Source organism: Staphylococcus caeli, assembly GCF_900097965.1.
Taxonomy (GTDB): Bacteria; Bacillota; Bacilli; order Staphylococcales; family Staphylococcaceae; genus Staphylococcus; species Staphylococcus caeli.
Genome location: NZ_FMPG01000003.1, coordinates 18,887 through 40,160, shown reverse-complemented (window position 1 = coordinate 40,160; position 21,274 = coordinate 18,887). Strand labels below are relative to the sequence as shown.

Below are 21,274 nucleotides of genomic sequence, written 5' to 3'. Positions count from 1 at the left end.
TTTATATTGTTAGACCCCCTTAATTCTTTAGGATTTAGGGGGTCTTATGCAATTGCGGAGCAATAGTAATCCCAAAAGCCTTAATTCTTTAGGATTTAGGGGGTCTTATGCAATTGCGGAGCAATAGTAATCCCTAAGGTCTATACTAAACTTTGTTTAGAAGTGAATAGAGGAACACCTTCGCTAAAGCGAATACCTAAGAAACACTAACTAAACTTTGTTTAGAAGTGTTTCTTATGGGAGTGATTTCATGTAAAATAGATAAGGTATATTATTAAAGTTGATAAAATTTTGGAGGCAAATGATATGGATGTGCAAGAAAATATTATTACATTTAAACAAGTTTCTTTTAAATATAATAGTGATGAATCTCTTGCACTAAACGATGTGTCGTTTGACATTCCAAAAGGCAAGTGGACATCTATAGTCGGTCATAATGGTTCAGGTAAGTCTACCATTGCTAAATTAATGGTTGGGATTGAATCACCATTAGAAGGCTCAGTTAACTTACACGATAAAATGATTACAGAGGAAAATAAAAGCAAAATACGTAAACATATAGGGATTGTATTTCAAAATCCTGAGAATCAATTTGTAGGTTCAACTGTTGAATTTGATGTGGCATTCGGATTAGAAAATAACAGTGTTTCATATGAAGATATGCATGCCTTAGTACCTAAAGCACTTGAAGACGTTGAAATGTTGGATAGATTGGACTATGAACCACAATCGCTTTCAGGTGGCCAAAAACAACGAGTTGCAATTGCTGGTGTACTTGCACTAAACACGGATATTATCATTTTAGATGAAGCAACCTCTATGTTAGACCCTGAAGGCAGAAAAGAACTTATAGCGTTAATACATCGTTTAAAAGATGAAAAAGAAGTCACAATTATTTCCATAACGCATGATCTTACAGAAGCAGCAGAAGCCGATTACTTAGTCGTATTAAATGAAGGACAAGTATATCAAACAGGATTACCACATGAAATTTTTAATGATGGTAATCAATTAGCACAAATTGGATTAGATTTACCTTTTTCAATAAGAATGCATAGAGCATTAGTAGGGTGTGTAGACTACATAACGTATGAAGGGTTGGTAAATAAACTATGACAGTTAAATTTAGCCAAGTAAGCTTTACTTACCAAAAAGGCACACCTTTTGAACACTTAGCAATTCAGAATATAATTACATCATTTGAACAAGGAAAATATTATGCCATTATTGGTCAAACAGGTTCTGGTAAATCAACACTTATCCAACATTTGAATGGACTACTGAAACCTTCAGAAGGTCACTTAACAATAGATGATATTACAATCACGCATAAAACTAAAGATAAAGCATTAAAAGAAGTGCGTAAGCGTATAGGAATGGTATTTCAATTTCCAGAATCGCAATTATTTGAGGATTCTGTAGAACGAGAAATATTATTTGGACCTAAAAATTTTGGTATGCCAGTTGAACAAGTAAAAGAGAGGGCATTTCAATTATTGATGGATTTAGGTTTCAATAGAGATATATTTCAGCAATCACCATTTCAAATGTCAGGTGGACAAATGAGAAAGATTGCAATCACATCCATTTTAGCGATGGATCCTGATATTGTAATATTAGATGAACCTACGGCAGGTCTTGATCCAAAAAGTAGAAAACAAATCATGGAAATGATTAAAAAACTACAAGTAGAACAAAATAAAACAATTATTTTGGTGACACATGAAATGAATGATGTCGCAACATATGTTGATGAAATTAAAATAATGAATCAAGGGCAACTTGTGGAAACTTGTACACCTAGAACGTTATTTAAGGATACGCAATATGTGAGTCATTTGCATTTAGATGTCCCAGATATTGTTAAACTGCAACGTGATATTGAACATAAACATCAATTTGAATTTGAGAAGGTTGCGTTGACTGAAGCTGAATTTATTGAAATGTATAAGGAGTGGCAAAGAGATGAAAGATAAATTTATCATTGGCCGCTACTTGCCACTAGATTCTAAAATACACCAACGAGATCCTCGTGCGAAATTAATTTTTGTCTTTGTTTTTATTATTTTAATATTTTTTGCGCATTCATTTGGCACATATTTATGGCTATTACTATTAATTCTTACGTTTATGAAACTGGCACATATTAAATTGTGGTTTTTAGTCAAAGGACTTACACCGATATGGATTTTCTTAGTGTTTACATTTCTCATGCATTTATTTTTTACTAAAGGTGGAACCACGTTATTCGAATTGAATTTTATCACGATTGATACGAATGGTGTATTAGAAGGCATTTATATTATATTGAGATTAATGTTTATTATAATGGTATCAACTATTATGACATTGAGCACGAGCCCTATTGACTTAACTGATGCGTTTGAGAAACTACTATCACCACTTAAAATTATAAAAATTCCAGTGCATCAATTAAGTATGATGATGTCTATTGCGTTACGATTCATTCCAACGCTAATGAATGAATTAGATAAGATTATACTTGCTCAGAAGTCTCGTGGCTCTGAGATTAGCTCTGGTGGTCTAATCAATAGATTTAAAGCATTTATACCGCTTTTTATACCACTATTTATTTCTGCTTTTCAGAGAGCTGAAGATTTAGCCATTGCGATGGAGGTAAGAGGTTATGATACGAAACATGAACGAACAAATTATCGAAGATTGCAGTGGAAATGGCAGGATAGCTTAATCTTGTTATTATTAATTCCAATCGCAATCATATTATTTGGCTTAAAATATATGGGAGTGTAATAAGTATGCGTGTTTTAGTAAATATTTCATATCAAGGAAGTCAGTTCCTTGGTTTTCAAATTCAGCAAAATGGTAGGACCGTTCAACAACAATTTGAAAAGATTCTGAAACGTATGCATAAACGCGATATTCGTATCCATCCAAGTAGTAGAACGGATAGGGGCGTACATGCTCTAGAGCAGTATTTTCATTTTGATACGGAACTCAACATCCCTGCACAACAATGGCAGTATGCTATGAATCGTGCTTTACCTGATGATGTATATGTCAATGATGTTCGCTTTGTAGATGATGATTTTCACTGTCGCTATGATTGCGTAGGTAAATCTTATCGCTATAAAATATATCAAGCTGCGCATAAAGATCCATTTTTAAGTGGTTTAAAGACTTTTATGAGTGATGAATTAGATTTGGAAGCAATGAATGAGGCAGCGCAACATTTTATTGGTACACATGATTTCACAGGATTTTGTTCGCAAAAAACAGAAGTTGAAAGTAAAGTAAGGACACTTTATGAAAGTCGTATAGAACGCACAGAATCCGGTTTTGATTATATCGTTACGGGTTCTGGTTTTTTATATAATATGGTGCGTGTACTGATCGCATTTTTAATAGAAGTGGGAAAAGGGAAGCGTCTACCAAAAGAGGTACCAACACTATTAGAAGCGAAAGATCGTAATCAAGTTCCCTTTACAGCACCGGCAGAAGGACTTTATTTAGAGAAGATTTATTTAACTCCGTCTGAGCTAATCCAAGACTTTGGTGAAGATATAAAAATACATCAAAAAAAATCATCACAAAATCACTAAATTACATTGACAAAACGACAGAAAAATTATACGATAACTAACGGTATTGTTTTATATCACCCACGATAAGCCCCGGAATCTTATTGTGTAACACGATATAGAAGCACGTAGAAACAAACAATTAACAAAATAAATGAAATCTATGCTTTAAACAGTATACAACTATTAAACGAGAAACATTTATTTATTCTAGGAGGACAATTATATGCGTCAAACATTTATGGCTAATGAATCAAACATTGAGCGCAAATGGTATGTTATTGATGCTGAAGGTAAAACACTTGGTCGTTTATCATCAGAAGTAGCAGCTATTTTACGCGGTAAAAATAAAGTAACTTACACACCACATGTTGATACAGGTGATTACGTAATCGTAATCAACGCTTCAAAAATCCATTTTACTGGTAACAAAGAGCGCGATAAAATGTACTATCGTCACTCAAACCACCCAGGCGGAATCAAATCAATTTCTGCTGGTGAGTTAAAAGCTACAAACCCAGAACGTTTACTTGAAAACTCAATTAAAGGAATGCTACCAAGCACTCGTTTAGGCGAAAAACAAGGTAAAAAATTATTTGTATATGGTGGCGCTGAACATCCACACGCTGCACAACAACCAGAAAACTACGAGTTACGTGGTTAATTAAAAGGAGGAAATTACATTGGCACAAGTTGAATATAGAGGCACAGGCCGTCGTAAAAACTCAGTAGCACGTGTACGTTTAGTACCAGGTGAAGGTAACATCACAGTTAACGGACGTGATGTACGTAGCTACTTACCATTCGAATCATTAATTTTAGACATTAACCAAGCATTTGATGTTACAGAAACTAAAGGTAACTACGATGTATTAGTTAACGTTCATGGTGGAGGATTCACTGGACAAGCGCAAGCAATTCGTCACGGTATCTCTCGTGCATTATTAGAAGCAGATCCTGAATATAGAGGTTCTTTAAAACGTGCTGGATTACTTACTCGTGACCCACGTATGAAAGAACGTAAAAAACCAGGTCTTAAAAAAGCTCGTCGTTCTCCACAGTTCTCAAAACGTTAATATTTTTTCAAATATATCATCGTTTTGGGCGAATATATGGTGAAAATTGGTGTAACTATCAATTAATCATCTATAAATTAAGAAAAGCATCAGCATATTTGCTGGTGCTTTTTTCAAATATTAATTTTATTTATTTAATTATAATTATCATTAAGAAGAAGGTGGAAAAATGGCTAAATCAGTTGAACCCAACATAGCTGACCTGGTTAACAGTTGGTTAAAAGAATATAAATTAGATTATAAATTAGAACAAGAAAGTTTGAATTTTGAAATAGATAAGGCACTAAATGAATATGCATCAAAAGGAGGAGGCACTGGAGGCAATCGTCCTGATGCAAAATTAATTATTCAAGATAAGGATTTAAACTTTTATCCGGTCTTAATTGAATATAAAGGATATAAGGATAAATTGGTTAAATTAGATAAATACGACAAAGTTGAAAACGTTAAAGCTAATAGCGAACCAAATTATAAAAATATTAATTCGTATGCTGTGAATGGTGCAGTACATTATGCAAATGCGATTTTACATTATACAAGTTATACAGATGTTATTGCAATAGGGATTACAGGTTATAAAGAGTTTGACGGTAGTCTTAAACATTCTATAGGTGTATATTACGTATCAAAAGATAACTTGGGAGTAGGTCAAGAAGTTGACCAATATACTGATTTATCTTTCTTACAAAAAAATAATTTCAACGCTTTTATTAAACAAGTAAAAAAGCTTTCTTTAACAGCAAAAGATTTAGAAGTTTTAAGAGAAAAAAGAGAGAAAGAAATTAATAATAGTTTAACTAAATTAAATAATGATATATATAATAATGAAAAAGGGCTTAGTGAAACAGATAGAGTCTATTTAGTTGTTTCATCAATCATTGCTACTCTTGGAGTCCCTGGTAAAGTAAGGCCACTTGAAAAAGTAGACTTAAAATCTTCTATTGAAGAAGGAGAACGAGATGGAGATATTATCGTTAGAAAAATTAATGCTTTTTTAAGCCATAAAAATTTGCCTCTTAATAAAAAACAAATGATTATTAGGAATCTAAAAAACACTCTTTTAGCAGATAATATTAATAAATCAAAGGATGGAGAAAGTCAACTTAAAAGAGTATTTTCTAAAATAGTAGATGATCTTGGCATTTATTATAAAATTGGTTTAACCACTGATTTTACAGGTAAGCTTTTCAATGAAATGTATTCGTGGCTAGGATTTACACAAGATAAATTAAACGATGTAGTTTTAACCCCTCCATATGTAGCAAGGTTATTAGTAAACTTATCTAGAGTAGACATGAATTCATATGTTTGGGATTTCGCAACGGGTAGTGCAGGTTTGTTAGTTTCAGCAATGAATGAAATGCTTGACGATGCAAAAGAAAAGATTAAATCTCCAAAAGAGTATGAAGAAAAAGTTGCTCAAATAAAAGGTGAACAATTACTTGGATTAGAGGTATTATCAAATGTTTATATGTTAGCAATTCTTAATATGATTTTGATGGGGGATGGAAGTTCAAACATACTAAATGAAGATTCTTTACGTGATTTTGATGGTAAATATGCTTATGGAAAAGAAAATGAGTTTTTTCCAGCAAATGCCTTAGTTTTAAATCCGCCTTATTCGGTAGAAGGAAATGGAATGATATTTGTTGAGAAAGCTTTTTCTATGATGAAAAGTGGGTATGGTTCAATAATTATTCAGAGTTCTGCCGGAAATGGTAAAGCTAAAGAAATAAATAAGAGAATTTTGAAGACCAATACACTTATTGCTAGTATAAAAATGCCAATGGATATATTTATTGGTAAGTCAAGTGTTCAAACCAATATCTATGTTTTTAGAGTTGGTGAACCGCATCATAAGGATGAAACTGTAAAATTTATTGACTTTTCAATAGATGGTTATACAAGAAGTAACCGAAAAAAATCAAGTATAAATTTAAAAGATACAGATTTTGCAAAAGAAAGATATGATGAAGTAGTTAATTTAGTTAGGTTTGGTAAAAGTAAATTAAATTTATTTACTGAAAATCAATATTATGAAGGTACAATTGATCCAAAAAATGGATCTGATTGGAATCAAACTGCTCCTATAGACATAAAACCACAATTAGAAGAATTTAAGAAGACCATTTCTGATTATTTATCTTGGGAATTAACTACTCAAATCAAAAATACAAAATGGACAGATTATAATATGGGAAAGTAGATTCCCTATTTAATAGTATGAGTGAGACTATTGAATGGGGTGATTTTAGAATTGATGATTTATTTACAGTAAAAGGGACAAAACCATTAGATAGAAATGCAATAAAATTCCTAGATGAAGGTATTAATTTTGTTGGTAGAACCTCTGAAAATAACGGTATTCAAGGGAAAATAAAAGAACAAGTATTTAAACCTAATGAATCTAATACAATAACAGCTACTGTTATTGGAAATTATAAATATGTGAAGTTTCAAAAAGAACCGTATTACTGTTCACAAAATATTAATAAATTAACTCCTAAAGATATTATAAAAAAATGGAATGCTCACATTGCTAATTATTTTGTATCACAAATACAAAAATTTGTTTCACTTTATGATAACCAACAATCAGGCTATAAATTAGAAGAATTAAAAAATTATAAATTACAAATACCTATTAAGGATAATGAAATAGATTATCAATTTATTGAAAAAATTATGATTGAATTGGAAAAATCAAAACTACTTGATTTAAAGGGTTATCTAGAAAGCAAAGATTTGACTGAATTGAATTTGACTTATGAAGAGCAAAATGCTATTACAAAGTTCGACGAAATTAAATGGTCAGAATTTCAATTGAATGATTTGTTTATGAAAGTAAATACAAAAAAAGTTCCTTTTAAAGCTAAAGAATTACCGACAGTAAAAAGTGAAGATTACAATTTACCATGTCTAACATCAAGTTTTATAAATCAAGGTTTAAATTATTTTGTGAAAAGTGAAAATGTTACAATTTTAAATAATGTAATTTCCTTACCATCTAATAGTGATGTATATAGAGCCTATTTTCAGTCTATGGACTTTACGATTTTATCTGATGCTTATGCCATAGAATGGAAATTTGATGGTCAAAATATGAATGAAAATCAATATTTATTTGCTGTTCAGTGTATAAATAAAGTTACCGATCTTCCAACATATTCTTATAAGAATAAATTAGGGGGCTGGAATATCGTTAAATATAAATATATTCTTTTGCCAGTTATTGGCGACAATAAAATTGATTATGATTTTATGAATAACTATGTAACTGCCCTAAAAAAAATAATTATGAAAAATATTGTTGAATGGTATGAAAATAAATTAAGTTTTTACTAAAATTTAACTTTGCACTAATTATTTTAATTTATTGTATTTGAAACAGTAAATATTTATTCTTGTACTCAGATAATATTTTAATAACTTAAGTAAAGGAAATAATAATCTTAATTTATGATTTCCTTTTTATTGTTAGTGTTTATATTTTATTTTAATTCTAGATATTTTTTTCCATAAATTTCTCTCTTTCAATGCGTATATTTAGACAACATAATTAGATAAATCACATATTTTCTTCTCCGAATTCACTAATGAGCTTAAAAATTTCAAACCGTCACAGTGGTATTCTTTTGTTCAATCAATCTCTTAATAATTTTAAGTTTTACAATTAATCGGCTATGAACAATATTTCTGTATGCATCTTGTTCAATTCTTGCAGATGAATTTGATATAAGCCATTTACTTCTAATCTTGGTGTATTCAATACAATTCAAAATAAAATCTTGCCAATATTCCATTTCTTCATTGTCTTTAACATTAATTTCTGAAATAATTTGATTATAAATATCTTCACATCGCTCGAATGACAATATATATTTATTAAAAATAGTGTTAGAATTTATTGATATCAATATAAGCCACCTTGTTTCGTTTATAAAAATACTAGTAGTTCTATAAAGTGTAGAAAAATATTTACTCTCTATTTGTTAAATAAAGGGTATTTTTAATTAACTGAATTTGTGGTAAGGTCAGTGGTGTAATAAAGAATATATCATTTTTTAAATCTCTAAAGTTAAAGAAGAAAATATACTTTCCATTGAATTCAATAACTTGATTATTAACTATTAACGATTTATTCCAAGACTGATTAGGTTCTAGTTTAGTTGGCAGAACAATCAAAACATTATCTTGAAAGTAAAAGTCAAATTCACTCGAAAAATATTCTTCGGTTAAAGTTTCGAAGTTTTCTCGTGAAATTGGTATTTGTTGAAATTCCATTGTATGTGCATTAAGTCTATATATAATCGTGTTTAATCCAAAAACAAATGTAATATTATTCATAGGTAATCTCCAAGTAATTAGATATTATTACTTTAATGAATTTAATAAATCTAATGCATCAGCATCTTGCTGGTGTTTTTTTTCGGGCATTAATTCTAAATAATAATTTTGAGTTGTTATTATTGAACTATGTCCTAAACGTTTTGAGATATAGTCTAACCTCAAATTATCGTTTGAAAACAAAAATGATGCATGTGTATCACGTAATCCATGAAAAGTTGTATGTTCAATTTTAAGTTCATCAAGCATTTTAGCCAATATTTCAGATTGCTTAAAACCGTCTCTTCCAAATATATAGCCGTTCTTTTTCTCTTGAACTGTTATTAAAAGATCATGGACTTCTTTATTGATACTAACATCGCGTTTAGAGTGCTTTGTTTTTAATAATATATCATCACTATGAGGACTTATTGAGCGTTTAATACGTATACCATATTCATAAATATCCTCTTTCTTAATTCCTAGTAATTCGCCTCGACGTGCACCTGTTTCTAATGCAAGTAGTACTAAAATATGAAAATCATTTTTCGGATTGTTAAGTAAGTAAGATCTTAGCCTTTTAAAATCAGTTATAGATAGTGCTTTATTTCTTTTGTCTAATTCTTTACCTCTAGTTTTTACAAGTCCAGCAAAGTCAGATGAAAGTAACCCACGGCCATATGCATAACGTAGGGAAGTTCTAATTTTTAATAGTACCTCAGTAGTAGTTTTTCTTGAATGAGTTTTACCGTATTCATCTATCTTCATTTGGACAACAATATCATTTAAATCACTTAACTTTGTATCTCGAAATAGTTGTTTTACAATAGGTATCGTTCTAGTATAGTTTATAAATGTAGAAGGTCTAACATCATTCTTTTTAACTAAATGAACCCAGTTTTCAAAAAAGGTAGCAAATGATTCATTCCTACTAGCTAGATCAACTCCATTTCCTTTAGCAATTTCATTTTGCATTGCCCAACGTTTTGCTTCTGTAAGTGTTTTAAATGTCTTTGAAATACGATTGTTTATACCATTTTTATAGTTAGATATTTGTACTCTGTATGATTTACCTCGTTTTGTTATTGTTGCCATAATAGTAATACCTCAATTCTTAATTTATTGATTGTTCAAGAATGAAGTTTTCCAATTCTTTTATTGTGTATCGTTCATGCTTTCCAACCATAAATCTTTTTAATTTATCAGAACTTCTAATGTATTTATCAAATGATTTTGGATCTACACCTAAAAATTTTGATGCTTGCTCTCTTGTTAGTAAAAAAGGTAATTTTAAATCTTCCATAAAATCACTCCTTTAATTTTATCAATGTTATAATTTGATTTTTTTGTATTTGACTTTGTTATTAATTAGCTTTCCGTTTTTATATGCTTTTGAATTGTAATTTTTCTCATAAACCACTTGCTGTTTTTCAAAAAATTTTTCATCAGACAATACTTTATATTCTTCAACTTTTTTTAGATTTCTTGAAGAATAGTAAGATTTCTTTCCCATACTTTCAAGCAACTCTTGTGACATACCTTTTCCATATATTTTGCAACATATATTCCTGCATTAGCAGCGTCATCTATTTCATGTATTTTATTAATTCTAACAGCACCATGTCGCCAAATTTTTAATAGTTTGCTGTGAGGTACAAATGGAATGTTAAATAACATCATGTGTACATGCCATGCACCACGTTTTTGCTTTTCTAATACGGCGATGTATTTAATTTGTCGCTTTTTTGTGCCTAATACATGATAGTTTAAACGTGTTACAAATTTATCGAACATGTTATTAAATTTAGATCTGTTAGTGACATTCTCTTTTGTTGTAAGTGTTAAGAAGCTTGTTCTTTGCCACTGCCATGTAAATAGAGTAGTCCAGCACCTTTCACCTCAATTGGAATAGTTACATCTGGGGTAGCAGAGCCGAACATCATCCTTAGCCCCTCAGAACTGTTAAAACCAAGCGATATTCTTAGTGAAAAGTTATCTCTTAGTTCGGTGTTTAGAACATTAGAATTGATTTGCTGCCCAGCTATAAGAATGAAACATCCGGCTTGGCGACATAATAAGATGATTTGCTTAATTCTATCCATTGTTTCATTAATTATCTCTTTAGACTTTTTATCTGTGCCATATGCCTGAAAAGCTCCGATTTCATCAAACAATATCCATACTGGTTTAAATCCATGAGTTTCAAAATTTGATCCGTAGATGAAGTTTTCATTCATGTAGTCATATCTACTTTTCATTTCATCTACTGCTAGGCGTATAACACGAGCAATATTATTTGGAGTGGTTGCAACATATTTATCGCCGAAATAATTTGATAATGAGCCTAAATCACTGTTCTTAGGATCACATAAGTAGGTGGTAGATTTTTGCTTTAAGAATTCGATTAACAAGAAACTCATAAACATGCTCTTACCACTACCAGTACCACCCGAAATTAAAATATGAGGTGATTTAGCTGGGTTATACGTCACACCATAACCAATATTAATTTCATTAGAATTATTGTATGCTGTCTCTTGAGAAGTAACATTTAACCTTTGTGGCTTATTAATTCTAAAGTGGTATTCAACAGCATTATGACGTATTATTTTTTCATCCATAGGTAAATCCAATAAACCTTGTAGTTCCACATCTAAATTTTGTATTTTGACATCAAAGTAATACCCAGTCATCAATGCCAAGATAACTATTTCATCATTAGTGATAGAGTAAGAAAATCGGGATGAGGTGATAATGCCATTTGAATCTTCATTAAATAACTTATTGTCCATGATGAACTCCAGTAAGTCATAGTGCAAAAAATATTTGTCACTATAAAGGTTCTTTAAGTTTTTAAACCATTTAAACTGTTTTACAATCAATATCATACCTATAATCCAGAGTAGAAAAGTAAATATAGCATTGTCTAACATGAACGAAATAACGAAAAGAGCAAGTATTAAGTATAGAATGATTAATCTTAGGTACTTGATATATTTCGGTATTGTTAGGAAAAATAAGTCTTTATCGTACATACTGACAATCGGTTTTTTATTTTTAAAAAAATATAATATCTTCTTCATAGTCATTACCTAGTAAAACGAGTTATCCACTCTACAATTTTCAACTTAAACAAATAATACAAAGTGGTAAATATAGAAATTGATGTAACCGTGTAGAAAAATGCATTATTCGTAATAATGGTTGTTATATAGCAAAGTAAAACAGTAATGATTGATGATATAATCAATTTGATTTTTAAACTCAAATTAAGCATCTCCTTTAAATTTTTATAGTTGCAGTGTACAATTACCTACTTTCTTTTTTAAAAAATGGATAACTCAATTAAAATATATATGAAACCTAGTAAAATGCCGGTTATAAAGTACGTTGTAAATCGTAACCAATATATAGATACCTGTAAGATCCAGTATGTTCTGTTACATTGAAATCTATCTGAGGTTGCAAGTTTACTCCACTAATTACAGTTAGTATTAAAAAAATGTTAATAACTATTAGTTGATACACATTATGCATTTTCATTTTTATTTTTATTTTTATTTCCTTTCTTTTCAAATTTTAGCGAGAGGCAATAGCTACTGTATTATTTTTATATTTTTATAGTTGCAGTTAAAATCGCATGGTCTGGATATCCAATTTTCATTAAATAATCAGATTGATTAACGAATGACCAATCATAAGCGAGATTTTCTATTACAGAGATATTTTTAGTAATAATATGATCTAATTTACACTTATTTTTATTTGAATTTCCTCTCCAAGAATAAGATTCTTTATCTGTTGGTATATGGATTAAAAATTCATTAACCTCAAAGTCATCTTTCATTAAATAGTAATTAAAGTATTCTCTAGCAAGACCTTTAAAATTTTTATCAATATCTTTATCACAGTGTTTACCATTATTAAAATCTCCAAGAATTATTATTTGACCCTCCAAATTTGAAGCATAATCAATTAATTTATATAACTGATTCCTACGGTCCATAAAGTCGTGATTAACTATTTCTTGGTTGTTAGAATAGGGACCAATTTTTATACGGGTACCTATGATATTCAAATCATTTATTCTTAAATGTAATAGATTTGGTAGAGTATCATTCTTATTGAAGCAATGAAAATCTATGTCGGTATTTACCAGTTCATTTTTAATAGCTACTAAAATTTGGTTTGAATTTAATTCGTATTCAGACATTTTTACTGTATAACCAGCATTATTTAGATTGGAAACTAATTCTTTTGAATTAGTTGTTTCATAGAATTCTGTAAATGCTAATACATGTAGTTCTTTTTTCATGATTTCTTCAAATACTAAACTAGGGATAAGAGTATTTCTTGATCCAGCTCGTTGATTGTTATTCCAACATCCTATATTTAATGTATTCATTTCTTACCTCCGATTATTGTTTTGTTTAGTAGGCCTTTTTAAATGGAGGGGGACGAGAATAATTCATATAATTTTCCTTTCAATGTTTTTTGTTTAATTGTCTAACTCTTTACGACAAATAGTTGAAAAAATATTGAGAGATTAACTCTCAATTTCAAAAATATATTTGTAATAAGCAAAAACAACAATGCCTATTACATATGATAATCTTACAACTCTGACCATAGATTCTTTCATAAAATTTTTTTGGTATTGATTTAATCCGGTGATAACATCCCTTTCTAAATATAGTTTAGGTGTTAATGATCCAACTTCTATATTTCTATCAATTTTGAAAGTATTCATTTCGTGTTCGATCTTTTTCCATTCATCTAATGAAAAATTTGAAGAGTATTTAAATGCTCCCTCTATAATACTGGAAGATGAAATTTTCAAAATTGTAGTAATTGAAATTGCATCAATAGTTTTTGGATCATATTCCTTAAATTCATGATTTATAAAAGACTTAATATTTTTCTCAATTAATGGTATTTCACTTTCTGAGATAGTTGATTGTAATGATTCTTGAAGTTGAAATTGAATAGATTCTATAAAATATTTTGTTTCATATGATAATCTGACATTTATATAATCTCTCATAATTAAGCCCTACCTTTTTGTCGTAATGATTGACTACGTTATAAAATATGAATATATCATATAGATTCTAATAAAACAAGTGTTTTGGTGTAAAAAGTAGTAATACACATACATATCAATAACTTAAAAAGGAATTAAATACTTATAAATCATATAATTTTATGTATTTATCTGTATTATAAAGTATTGAAATTACATGAAATTGAACAAGGTTATTTTTCAAAACGTTAATATTATCAAACTGTTGCGAAATTCTTTCGCTTTCAGATTTGTGTTTAATCGAAATAACGTTTCAACGCTCCAGCATTGGCTGGGGCGTTTTTTTGTTTATTTAACACCACAGCTAATTTAAAAAGTACTTAAAGGTGGCAATCTTACACATTTAACATATAATAAGTATACGTAATTATAAAATTGGGGAATGTGATTATGAAACGGAAAATTGGGAAGCGTTATCTAACTTTGGTACTATTTATCGCTATTGCAATACTGACTGTCACCTTTGCATTTTTAATTGCAAATAATAAAGCAAAGTTGACGCAAACGAATGATGTTTCGATTCCGACTTTTTACCTACATGGTTTTGTAGGCACGGAAAACTCCATGAAATCTATGGTGGAGTCTGCACTTGATACGAAATCGGCTGATCAAGTTGTAAAGGCAAAGGTTGATAAGAACGGAATGGTGACATTGGATGGTCAGTTAGATACACACTCTAAACATCCAGTCGTTGATATTATACTTGAAGACAATTCAAATAAAGATTTGGAAAAAAATGGACAATGGATTCGAAATGTCATTGTTGCTACGATGGCGGAGTATCATTTTGATAAGTTTAATATTGTTGCACATTCAATGGGAAATCAATCATTTAGTTATTATATGCTAAAGTATGGTTTAGATTCGCATTTGCCACTTTTGAATAAGCAAGTAAGTCTGGCAGGGAATTTCAATGGGGAAGTAAGTATCAATGGTCTTGATTTGGATATTGCATTAGATAATGAAGGTAAACCGAGCGAAATGCTAAGTGACTATCGTGGATTATTAGACATGAAATCGCATTATCCGAACACTGCACAAGTCTTGAATATATATGGTGATTTAAAAGATGGTACGTATTCAGATGGTCGCGTGACGAATGTCTCATCTAGATCACTTGAGTATTTATTAGGTGACAACATTGCGAGTTACGAAACATATAAGGTGACAGGTCCAAAGGCGGAGCATAGCGAACTGCATGATAATCCAGTTGTTATAAATAAAATTAATTCATTTTTATGGGGAACTGAAAAATAATTAAATACAACAAACAAACCAGTGTTCACCGTTCTATTTGAATGAGTGACACTGGTTTTTTATTAGTCACTTATGAATTTGCTTGGGCTACTAATGTTAATAATTGTTTCCGATTGTACTCACCATAGACATGTGGTTGAATCATAATTTCATCGACTTCATACATTGTCACCATTGATTTCAAATCTTTTAATACAGCATTAGGAGCACCAATGATGACACGGTTATGTTGTTGCTTTATTTTTTCTAATTCACGTGTTGAATAGTCTCTGTGTGCTGAATAATCAATGGATGGATAGTATTTAGGTTGATTTAAGTAGCCAATGCGCAATAGCCATAAATGAAAGGCACGGGATAAACCTTTTAGTTGCTCATCATTATCCGCTGTAATAACAAACGTACTCATTATCACATATGATTGTAACTCAGGATGTTGTTGACTAAATGCATTGCGATAATGTGAAATTACCGATTGAAGGTGCGATTTGCTTTGCCCCATATTTGCAATAACAAATGGTAACCCTTGTTCCGCTGCCAGAGATGCACTGGATTTACTTGTCCCTAATATAAACATATTTGGCTTAGTATCTATACGTGGTGTAGCATGCAAGTCTTTGTGTCGGTGGTGCATGTGTCCAGTATCATTAAAGTAATGTATTAAATCATTTATTTGGGTAGGATAATCTACTTTTTCCGTTTTATATTCGTTTAAAGCTTGATTCACATTTTTAAAACTTGGAGAGTGACCTGTACCAAGATTAACACGATGAGGGTGACGTGCTTCCATAATTTTAAACATTTCGGCCACTTTATAGGCACTATAATGCGGCAACATCACGCCACCACTACCGATTTGTATATTATTGGTATTCTCTAAAAGTGACATCATGACCATTTCAGGAGCACTAGATGCCACGGAAAATACTTGATGGTGTTCAGCGACCCAGTAACGATAATAGTTTAAGCGTTCTGCTAATTGAGCTAATTCTATAGAGTGGTTTAAGGCCTGTGTTGCATCACGCCCTTCAAATATAGGTACATAATCTAATATACTTAATTTCACGTAACTATCCCCAATCTTACGGTAAACATTTTCAAAATTTATAAATATAGCATAACACGGAGGTTTATCATTATATAAGCGATTTGATTGCTTGCACATATGGATAGATATAGAATGATAACAAAGAGTGAATGGAGGTAATATAATGAAAACAGAACGTGTCGTATTAGCAAAGAGACCTGAAGGTATGCCAACAGCAGATATATTCAGATATGAAGATGTAGCAGTGACACATCCAGAAGAGAATGAAATTCAAGTAGAAGCGTTATATATATCGGTCGATCCGTATATGCGTGGACGTATGAGTGATTCCAAATCGTATGTTACGCCATTCCAAATTGACGAACCACTCGTAGGGCATGTAGTTGCACGTGTTACAGAATCTAAGGCAAATGGATTTGAACAAGGCGATATTGTCACAGGGATGTTTCCATGGCAAAAAGTCGTGAATATTGAAGCAAAACATGCAATTAAAGTGACTCAAACGGATATTCCACTATATCTATATCTCAGTGTATTAGGTATGACTGGCCAAACAGCTTATCATGGTTTATTGAAAATTGGTCAACCACAAGCTGGTGAAACAGTTGTGGTATCAGCTGCCTCAGGTGCAGTAGGATCAGTGGTAGGGCAAATCGCCAAATTAAAAGGTGCATACGTTGTTGGTATTGCTGGTGGCCCAACGAAGACGCAATATTTAACTGAGACGCTTGGATTTGATGTAGGCGTTGATTATAAAGCGGAAGATTTTTCAGAACTATTGGCTGAAGCAGTGCCTAACGGTGTAGATGTTTACTTTGAAAATGTAGGTGGAGATATTGCGGATGAAGTGATGCAACACTTAAATCAATTTGCACGTATTCCGGTATGTGGCACAATTTCTAACTATAATGATACTGAAATCGAATATGGTCCACGTATTCAACCTACCATAATAAAGGCACAAGCGTTAATGCAAGGATTTATTGTGGCAAATTATGCCGATGATTTTGCGAATGCAAGTCAAATGCTGGCTCAATGGGTTCAAGAAGGTAAGATTAAGACTAAAACTTCTGTTGAGGAAGGTTTTGAACGACTGCCAAACGCATTTAGTAATTTATTTACTGGTGATAATTTTGGAAAACAAGTTGTAAAAGTGTCAGATAATGTGTGATAACTAAAGGAGATGCATACCATGAAAGCGATTGGTGCAGATAGCAATTTTAATCTAGATGATGGAAATTTATTTTATGAATTTGAAACAGCTATACAAGAGCCGAAAGCACACGAGTTACGTATTCGAGTACATGCAATTAGCGTTAATCCAGTTGACACCAAAATAAGGAAAACGCCCGTTGAACAAGCGCCACGTGTACTTGGCTATGACGGTGTGGGTGTTGTTGAAGCTGTTGGCCCAGACGTGAGTCACTTTAACATTGGTGATGAAGTCTATTATTCTGGCTCTCCCAAATATCAAGGTTCTAATCAAGAAATACAAATGGTTGATGAACGATTAGTTGCTAAAAAACCACATAATTTGACAGATGTTGAAGCGGTAAGCTTGCCGTTAACAGGATTGACTGCCTATGAAACACTATTTGATGTATTCAAAATTTCAAAAAATCCTGAAGATAATACTGGTAAATCAATATTAATTATCAATGGTGCTGGTGGAGTCGGTAGTATTGCGACACAAATTGCTAAGCATTATGGATTACATGTAATTACAACTGCTGGTCGTGAAGAAACGTTAGAATGGTCTAAAAAGATGGGGGCAGAAATTGTACTTAATCATAAAAATGATTTAGCAGAGGAATTCAAAAAGTATGAAATAAGTGAAGTCGATTATGTCTTTTGTACATTTGATACGGATATGTATTATGAAAAAATGATTGAGCTCGTTAAACCAAGAGGAACGATTGCTACCATTGTGGCGTTTAAAGAGAAACAGGATCTCAATTTATTAAAACCAAAAAGTATCACCTTTACACATGAGTTTATGTCGGTACGTCCACTGCACGAAACTGAAGATATGCACATACACAGGGACTATTTAACAGATATGACAGAAAAGGTTGAAGCAGGTATTTATAAACCCACGGTCACTGAAGTTGTTAATGGTCTTACTGTTGACCATTTATACGAAGCGCATGTTAAATTAGAAAATCAAAGTATGATTGGTAAATTAGTGATTAAACTATAAGCACAATTGCTTAACATAACTATAAATAAAAAAACACGAAAAACATCTTCTAACGCTAGTATAATCCTAGGTAGTTAGAAGGTGTTTTAGTTTATATTAGGCTGTAAAAAGTTGCTTGAAATATAACAGACTGAGCTCATATGCTGGTGAAACGCTTAATAACATTAAGATAGGGTATGTGTGTTACATAAACTAAGGGAGAGTGTATATTTGTTATGCGATTAAATAAGTTAACAGTCGTATTTTGGGTAGCATTATCAATCTGTACATTATTTGTCATTTATGGAGCGATTTTGCCAAAACAGTTAGAAACTGTAACTCAAAACATCACTAATTTTATTGCAGTCAATTTTGGCTGGTATTATTTATTGCTTGTACTATTTATTTTAATTGTTTGTGTGTATCTCTTATTCTCAAGATACGCGTCAATTACATTAGGTGAAGAAGGAGAAGATCCTGAATTCTCATTAAAATCGTGGTTTGCAATGTTATTTAGTGCAGGTATGGGTATTGGTTTAGTATTTTGGACAACTGCTGAACCGATAAGTCATGCATTTACATTAACGCCATTACATAAAGCAGGAACGCAAACGGCGATTAATGAAGCGATGCAGTTTTCATTTTTCCATTGGGGTGTTCATGCTTGGGCAGTCTATGGCATTGTTGGACTTGTATTTGCCTATTTCAATTTCCATAAAGGTTATCCAGGTTTAGTCAGTGCAACATTAACGCCAATTCTCGGCACTAAAATGATGCGTGGTCCAATAGGTGGCTCAATTGACGTGTTAGCGATAATAGCTACTGTAACAGGTGTAGCAGCAACACTAGGATTTGGTGCACTTCAAATAAACGAAGGTCTGAATTTCCTATTTAATGTACCTTCGAATTTTGGGACGCAAGTGATTATTATTGTGATTGCAACGATATTATTCACGTGGTCAGCTTGGTCAGGTATTGATAAAGGTATTAAAAATTTGAGTAATATTAATATGATTTTAGCCTTTGTAGTATTAATTGTGCTATTTTGTGTTGGACCAACTTTGAATATTTTAAATACGTTCACAAACTCGTTTGGTGATTATATTGCTAATTTCTTTAATATGAGTTTACGTATTCCACAATCTGGTGGTGAAAAATTCCAATGGTTACAACAGTGGACGATTTTCTATTGGGCTTGGTGGATTTCATGGGCGCCATTTGTAGGTATCTTTATTGCTCGTGTATCAAGAGGTAGAACGATTAAAGAATTTATCCTTGGCGTATTATTTGTACCAGCAGTTGTTTGTTTCTTATTCTTTGCTGTATTCGGTGCTTCAGCCATTTACTTACAGCAAAACGGAATTGCAAATATTGCAAAACAAGCGACAGAAACAGCAACATTTGCAACCTTAGAGCACTTTCCATTAGGTTTTCTATTAAGTATCATTACGCTAGTGGTTATTATGATTTTCTTTGTAACATCTGCAGACTCAGCGACTTATGTACTTGGAATGCTAAGTTCTAAAGGAAGTATTAATCCTAAAGGTATTGTAAAAGTAAGTTGGGGCATTATCTTGGCATTATTTGCAATGATTATGATTTATACTGGCGGAACTCAATCGATTCAGAACTTATTAATCATTGCTGCGTTACCGTTCTCTGTTGTCATTATTTTAATGATTTGGTCACTCTTTAAATCTTTAGCGATAGAGAAGCCCAGACCTAGTAATAAATTATTCGTTTCTGATGACAAATTTTTACAATATCGCAAATCGCATCAAGAAGGTGCTCACACGAATAATAAGGATTTATCAAATTAAAAGTACTTGGCATCTGTATGTCCAAAAAAGTTAAAAATAAAATTCAATAAAAATGTTTCTAAGAATTTTTTTTGGGGTATTAATCCTATATGACAAGTACATATTATCAAAGCATAGGAGGTGTCATACGAGGTGAAACGACTTAAGAATTTTATCCTTGGCCTTTTAATTGTAGTAATCGTTGGCTTTTTACTCTTTATGTATATACAAGATTCAAGAATTAGCCAGTACCAAGATTATTTTACGCAATTTAATTGGTTCGAACCAACACTAATTGGTTTGGCAGCATTACTCATTGTAATAGGTCTTATATTAGTATTCAGCTTGTTTAAACCTACGTATAGAAAACCTGGACTTTATAAAGATTTTGAAGATGGTCATATTTATGTTTCGAGAAAAGCGGTTGAAAAATCAGCTTACGATACATTGACTAAATATGATCAAATACGTCAACCGAACGTAATTGCAAAACTTTATAACAAGAAAAAGAAATCGCATATTGCTTTAAAAGCAGATTTCTTTGTTCCTGGAGATGTTCAAGTTAAATCTTTAACGGAAGAAATTAGAAATGACATCAAGCAGAATGTAGAACATTTTACAGAATTGCCTGTATCTAAATTAGAGGTAAATGTTAGAGATCAAAAAACCTCAGGCAAACGTGTGTTGTAAGGGAGGGTTATCATGGCTAACAATAATAACCAAAATGGACAAGATTCTACGCAAGAAGTGATTGAATTTTTCAAGACATTTAAATGGAGAATTATCGGTTTCTTAGCATTCTTAATCATTGCAATATTGTTCTTAACATTAGGTTTTTGGAGCACAATTTTAATTTTAGTATTATGTTTCATTGGAGTTGGAATTGGGTATACTAAAGACCGTAAGCAAGACTTTTTAAATTTCCTTAATCGATGGAGTTAGTTGATTA

Annotated in this window: 24 protein-coding genes; 14 read left to right on the top strand and 10 right to left on the bottom strand. The window is 31.4% G+C overall.

Features of this window, described 5'->3' with window-relative positions; all coding sequences use genetic code 11:
* The first annotated feature begins 306 nt into the window (after positions 1–306).
* The 8 genes from BJS11_RS05005 to BJS11_RS04970 all read left to right on the top strand — a co-directional run bounded on the left by BJS11_RS05005 (position 307) and on the right by BJS11_RS04970 (position 7,981).
* On the top strand, positions 307–1,116 hold the full coding sequence (locus tag BJS11_RS05005) for an energy-coupling factor transporter ATPase (RefSeq protein WP_069995261.1): 810 nt from the start codon (positions 307–309) through the stop codon (positions 1,114–1,116).
* On the top strand, positions 1,113–1,976 hold the full coding sequence (locus BJS11_RS05000) for an energy-coupling factor transporter ATPase (RefSeq protein WP_069995262.1): 864 nt from the start codon (positions 1,113–1,115) through the stop codon (positions 1,974–1,976). The genes BJS11_RS05005 and BJS11_RS05000 overlap by 4 nt, the downstream gene beginning before the upstream one ends.
* Positions 1,966–2,772 carry an energy-coupling factor transporter transmembrane component T family protein gene (locus BJS11_RS04995; RefSeq protein ID WP_069995263.1) on the top strand — a complete coding sequence of 269 codons (807 nt, stop codon included), beginning with the start codon at positions 1,966–1,968 and terminating at the stop codon, positions 2,770–2,772. The genes BJS11_RS05000 and BJS11_RS04995 overlap by 11 nt, the downstream gene beginning before the upstream one ends.
* A 5-nt stretch (positions 2,773–2,777) precedes the next feature.
* Positions 2,778–3,581: a tRNA pseudouridine(38-40) synthase TruA gene (gene truA / locus BJS11_RS04990; protein ID WP_069995264.1), complete on the top strand. Its 804-nt coding sequence runs from the start codon at positions 2,778–2,780 to the stop codon at positions 3,579–3,581.
* 205 nt (positions 3,582–3,786) lie between these two features.
* The gene (gene rplM, locus BJS11_RS04985; protein WP_069995265.1) at positions 3,787–4,224 is read left to right on the top strand and encodes a 50S ribosomal protein L13; all 438 of its coding nucleotides are present in this window, start codon (positions 3,787–3,789) and stop codon (positions 4,222–4,224) included.
* Positions 4,225–4,243: 19 nt separating this feature from the next.
* Positions 4,244–4,636 carry a 30S ribosomal protein S9 gene (rpsI, locus tag BJS11_RS04980; RefSeq protein ID WP_069995266.1) on the top strand — a complete coding sequence of 131 codons (393 nt, stop codon included), beginning with the start codon at positions 4,244–4,246 and terminating at the stop codon, positions 4,634–4,636.
* Positions 4,637–4,805: 169 nt separating this feature from the next.
* Positions 4,806–6,842 carry an HsdM family class I SAM-dependent methyltransferase gene (locus BJS11_RS04975; protein WP_069995267.1) on the top strand — a complete coding sequence of 679 codons (2,037 nt, stop codon included), beginning with the start codon at positions 4,806–4,808 and terminating at the stop codon, positions 6,840–6,842.
* 17 nt (positions 6,843–6,859) lie between these two features.
* Complete coding sequence (locus tag BJS11_RS04970; protein ID WP_069995268.1) at positions 6,860–7,981, top strand: restriction endonuclease subunit S; 1,122 nt, start codon at positions 6,860–6,862, stop codon at positions 7,979–7,981.
* 266 nt (positions 7,982–8,247) lie between these two features.
* Here BJS11_RS04970 and BJS11_RS04965 read toward each other — a convergent pair whose 3' ends face one another.
* The 9 genes from BJS11_RS04965 to BJS11_RS04925 form a co-directional block, all read right to left on the bottom strand.
* Complete coding sequence (locus tag BJS11_RS04965) at positions 8,248–8,553, bottom strand: hypothetical protein (protein ID WP_069995269.1); 306 nt, start codon at positions 8,551–8,553, stop codon at positions 8,248–8,250.
* Positions 8,554–8,614: 61 nt separating this feature from the next.
* Complete coding sequence (locus tag BJS11_RS04960; protein ID WP_069995270.1) at positions 8,615–8,983, bottom strand: hypothetical protein; 369 nt, start codon at positions 8,981–8,983, stop codon at positions 8,615–8,617.
* Positions 8,984–9,010: 27 nt separating this feature from the next.
* On the bottom strand, positions 9,011–10,057 hold the full coding sequence (locus BJS11_RS04955) for a tyrosine-type recombinase/integrase (protein WP_069995271.1): 1,047 nt from the start codon (positions 10,055–10,057) through the stop codon (positions 9,011–9,013).
* Between the two features lie 19 nt (positions 10,058–10,076).
* A complete protein-coding gene (locus BJS11_RS04950) occupies positions 10,077–10,265 on the bottom strand; it encodes a helix-turn-helix domain-containing protein (protein ID WP_003757092.1) in 189 nt (62 codons plus the stop codon).
* A 27-nt stretch (positions 10,266–10,292) separates the two neighbouring features.
* On the bottom strand, positions 10,293–10,499 hold the full coding sequence (locus tag BJS11_RS13840) for a hypothetical protein (RefSeq protein ID WP_180365212.1): 207 nt from the start codon (positions 10,497–10,499) through the stop codon (positions 10,293–10,295).
* Entirely contained in the window at positions 10,439–10,756 is a 318-nt protein-coding gene (locus BJS11_RS14150; RefSeq protein WP_069995273.1) for a rolling circle replication-associated protein, read from the bottom strand. Before BJS11_RS14150 ends, BJS11_RS13840 begins: the two co-directional genes overlap by 61 nt.
* 47 nt (positions 10,757–10,803) lie before the next feature.
* Entirely contained in the window at positions 10,804–11,754 is a 951-nt protein-coding gene (locus tag BJS11_RS04935) for an FtsK/SpoIIIE domain-containing protein (RefSeq protein ID WP_245167076.1), read from the bottom strand.
* A gap of 818 nt (positions 11,755–12,572) precedes the next feature.
* On the bottom strand, positions 12,573–13,367 hold the full coding sequence (locus tag BJS11_RS04930; RefSeq protein WP_069995274.1) for an endonuclease/exonuclease/phosphatase family protein: 795 nt from the start codon (positions 13,365–13,367) through the stop codon (positions 12,573–12,575).
* 141 nt (positions 13,368–13,508) lie between these two features.
* Positions 13,509–14,006: a hypothetical protein gene (locus BJS11_RS04925; protein ID WP_069995275.1), complete on the bottom strand. Its 498-nt coding sequence runs from the start codon at positions 14,004–14,006 to the stop codon at positions 13,509–13,511.
* A 429-nt stretch (positions 14,007–14,435) separates the two neighbouring features.
* Here BJS11_RS04925 and BJS11_RS04920 point away from each other — a divergent pair, with 429 nt between their 5' ends.
* Positions 14,436–15,302 (top strand): alpha/beta hydrolase, encoded by an 867-nt coding sequence (locus BJS11_RS04920; protein WP_069995276.1) that lies wholly within the window; start codon positions 14,436–14,438, stop codon positions 15,300–15,302.
* A gap of 70 nt (positions 15,303–15,372) precedes the next feature.
* Here the strand turns inward: BJS11_RS04920 and BJS11_RS04915 are convergent, their stop codons facing one another.
* Positions 15,373–16,365: an LLM class flavin-dependent oxidoreductase gene (locus BJS11_RS04915; protein ID WP_069995277.1), complete on the bottom strand. Its 993-nt coding sequence runs from the start codon at positions 16,363–16,365 to the stop codon at positions 15,373–15,375.
* 145 nt (positions 16,366–16,510) lie between these two features.
* Here BJS11_RS04915 and BJS11_RS04910 point away from each other — a divergent pair, with 145 nt between their 5' ends.
* The 5 genes from BJS11_RS04910 (at position 16,511) to BJS11_RS04890 (ending at position 21,267) form a co-directional block, all read left to right on the top strand.
* A complete protein-coding gene (locus BJS11_RS04910) occupies positions 16,511–17,518 on the top strand; it encodes an NADP-dependent oxidoreductase (RefSeq protein WP_069995278.1) in 1,008 nt (335 codons plus the stop codon).
* Positions 17,519–17,539: 21 nt separating this feature from the next.
* Positions 17,540–18,547 (top strand): zinc-binding alcohol dehydrogenase family protein, encoded by a 1,008-nt coding sequence (locus tag BJS11_RS04905; protein WP_069995279.1) that lies wholly within the window; start codon positions 17,540–17,542, stop codon positions 18,545–18,547.
* A gap of 215 nt (positions 18,548–18,762) precedes the next feature.
* A complete protein-coding gene (locus tag BJS11_RS04900) occupies positions 18,763–20,346 on the top strand; it encodes a BCCT family transporter (RefSeq protein WP_069995280.1) in 1,584 nt (527 codons plus the stop codon).
* 132 nt (positions 20,347–20,478) lie between these two features.
* Positions 20,479–21,015 carry an alkaline shock response membrane anchor protein AmaP gene (amaP, locus tag BJS11_RS04895; protein WP_069995281.1) on the top strand — a complete coding sequence of 179 codons (537 nt, stop codon included), beginning with the start codon at positions 20,479–20,481 and terminating at the stop codon, positions 21,013–21,015.
* 12 nt (positions 21,016–21,027) lie between these two features.
* The gene (locus BJS11_RS04890) at positions 21,028–21,267 is read left to right on the top strand and encodes a DUF2273 domain-containing protein (protein ID WP_069995282.1); all 240 of its coding nucleotides are present in this window, start codon (positions 21,028–21,030) and stop codon (positions 21,265–21,267) included.
* The last annotated feature ends 7 nt before the right edge of the window (positions 21,268–21,274 follow it).

Excerpts from the sequence above, each read along its gene's own strand:
- BJS11_RS05005 (WP_069995261.1), top strand. The coding sequence starts at position 307 with ATGGATGTGCAAGAAAATATTATTACATTTAAACAAGTTTCTTTTAAA.
- BJS11_RS05000 (WP_069995262.1), top strand. The coding sequence starts at position 1,113 with ATGACAGTTAAATTTAGCCAAGTAAGCTTTACTTACCAAAAAGGCACA.
- BJS11_RS04995 (WP_069995263.1), top strand. The coding sequence starts at position 1,966 with ATGAAAGATAAATTTATCATTGGCCGCTACTTGCCACTAGATTCTAAA.
- truA (WP_069995264.1), top strand. The coding sequence starts at position 2,778 with ATGCGTGTTTTAGTAAATATTTCATATCAAGGAAGTCAGTTCCTTGGT.
- rplM (WP_069995265.1), top strand. The coding sequence starts at position 3,787 with ATGCGTCAAACATTTATGGCTAATGAATCAAACATTGAGCGCAAATGG.
- BJS11_RS04975 (WP_069995267.1), top strand. The coding sequence starts at position 4,806 with ATGGCTAAATCAGTTGAACCCAACATAGCTGACCTGGTTAACAGTTGG.
- BJS11_RS04970 (WP_069995268.1), top strand. The coding sequence starts at position 6,860 with ATGAGTGAGACTATTGAATGGGGTGATTTTAGAATTGATGATTTATTT.
- BJS11_RS04960 (WP_069995270.1), bottom strand. The coding sequence starts at position 8,983 with ATGAATAATATTACATTTGTTTTTGGATTAAACACGATTATATATAGA.
- BJS11_RS04955 (WP_069995271.1), bottom strand. The coding sequence starts at position 10,057 with ATGGCAACAATAACAAAACGAGGTAAATCATACAGAGTACAAATATCT.
- BJS11_RS04950 (WP_003757092.1), bottom strand. The coding sequence starts at position 10,265 with ATGGAAGATTTAAAATTACCTTTTTTACTAACAAGAGAGCAAGCATCA.
- BJS11_RS13840 (WP_180365212.1), bottom strand. The coding sequence starts at position 10,499 with ATGTCACAAGAGTTGCTTGAAAGTATGGGAAAGAAATCTTACTATTCT.
- BJS11_RS14150 (WP_069995273.1), bottom strand. The coding sequence starts at position 10,756 with ATGTTCGATAAATTTGTAACACGTTTAAACTATCATGTATTAGGCACA.
- BJS11_RS04935 (WP_245167076.1), bottom strand. The coding sequence starts at position 11,754 with ATGGACAATAAGTTATTTAATGAAGATTCAAATGGCATTATCACCTCA.
- BJS11_RS04930 (WP_069995274.1), bottom strand. The coding sequence starts at position 13,367 with ATGAATACATTAAATATAGGATGTTGGAATAACAATCAACGAGCTGGA.
- BJS11_RS04925 (WP_069995275.1), bottom strand. The coding sequence starts at position 14,006 with ATGAGAGATTATATAAATGTCAGATTATCATATGAAACAAAATATTTT.
- BJS11_RS04920 (WP_069995276.1), top strand. The coding sequence starts at position 14,436 with ATGAAACGGAAAATTGGGAAGCGTTATCTAACTTTGGTACTATTTATC.
- BJS11_RS04910 (WP_069995278.1), top strand. The coding sequence starts at position 16,511 with ATGAAAACAGAACGTGTCGTATTAGCAAAGAGACCTGAAGGTATGCCA.
- BJS11_RS04905 (WP_069995279.1), top strand. The coding sequence starts at position 17,540 with ATGAAAGCGATTGGTGCAGATAGCAATTTTAATCTAGATGATGGAAAT.
- BJS11_RS04900 (WP_069995280.1), top strand. The coding sequence starts at position 18,763 with ATGCGATTAAATAAGTTAACAGTCGTATTTTGGGTAGCATTATCAATC.
- BJS11_RS04890 (WP_069995282.1), top strand. The coding sequence starts at position 21,028 with ATGGCTAACAATAATAACCAAAATGGACAAGATTCTACGCAAGAAGTG.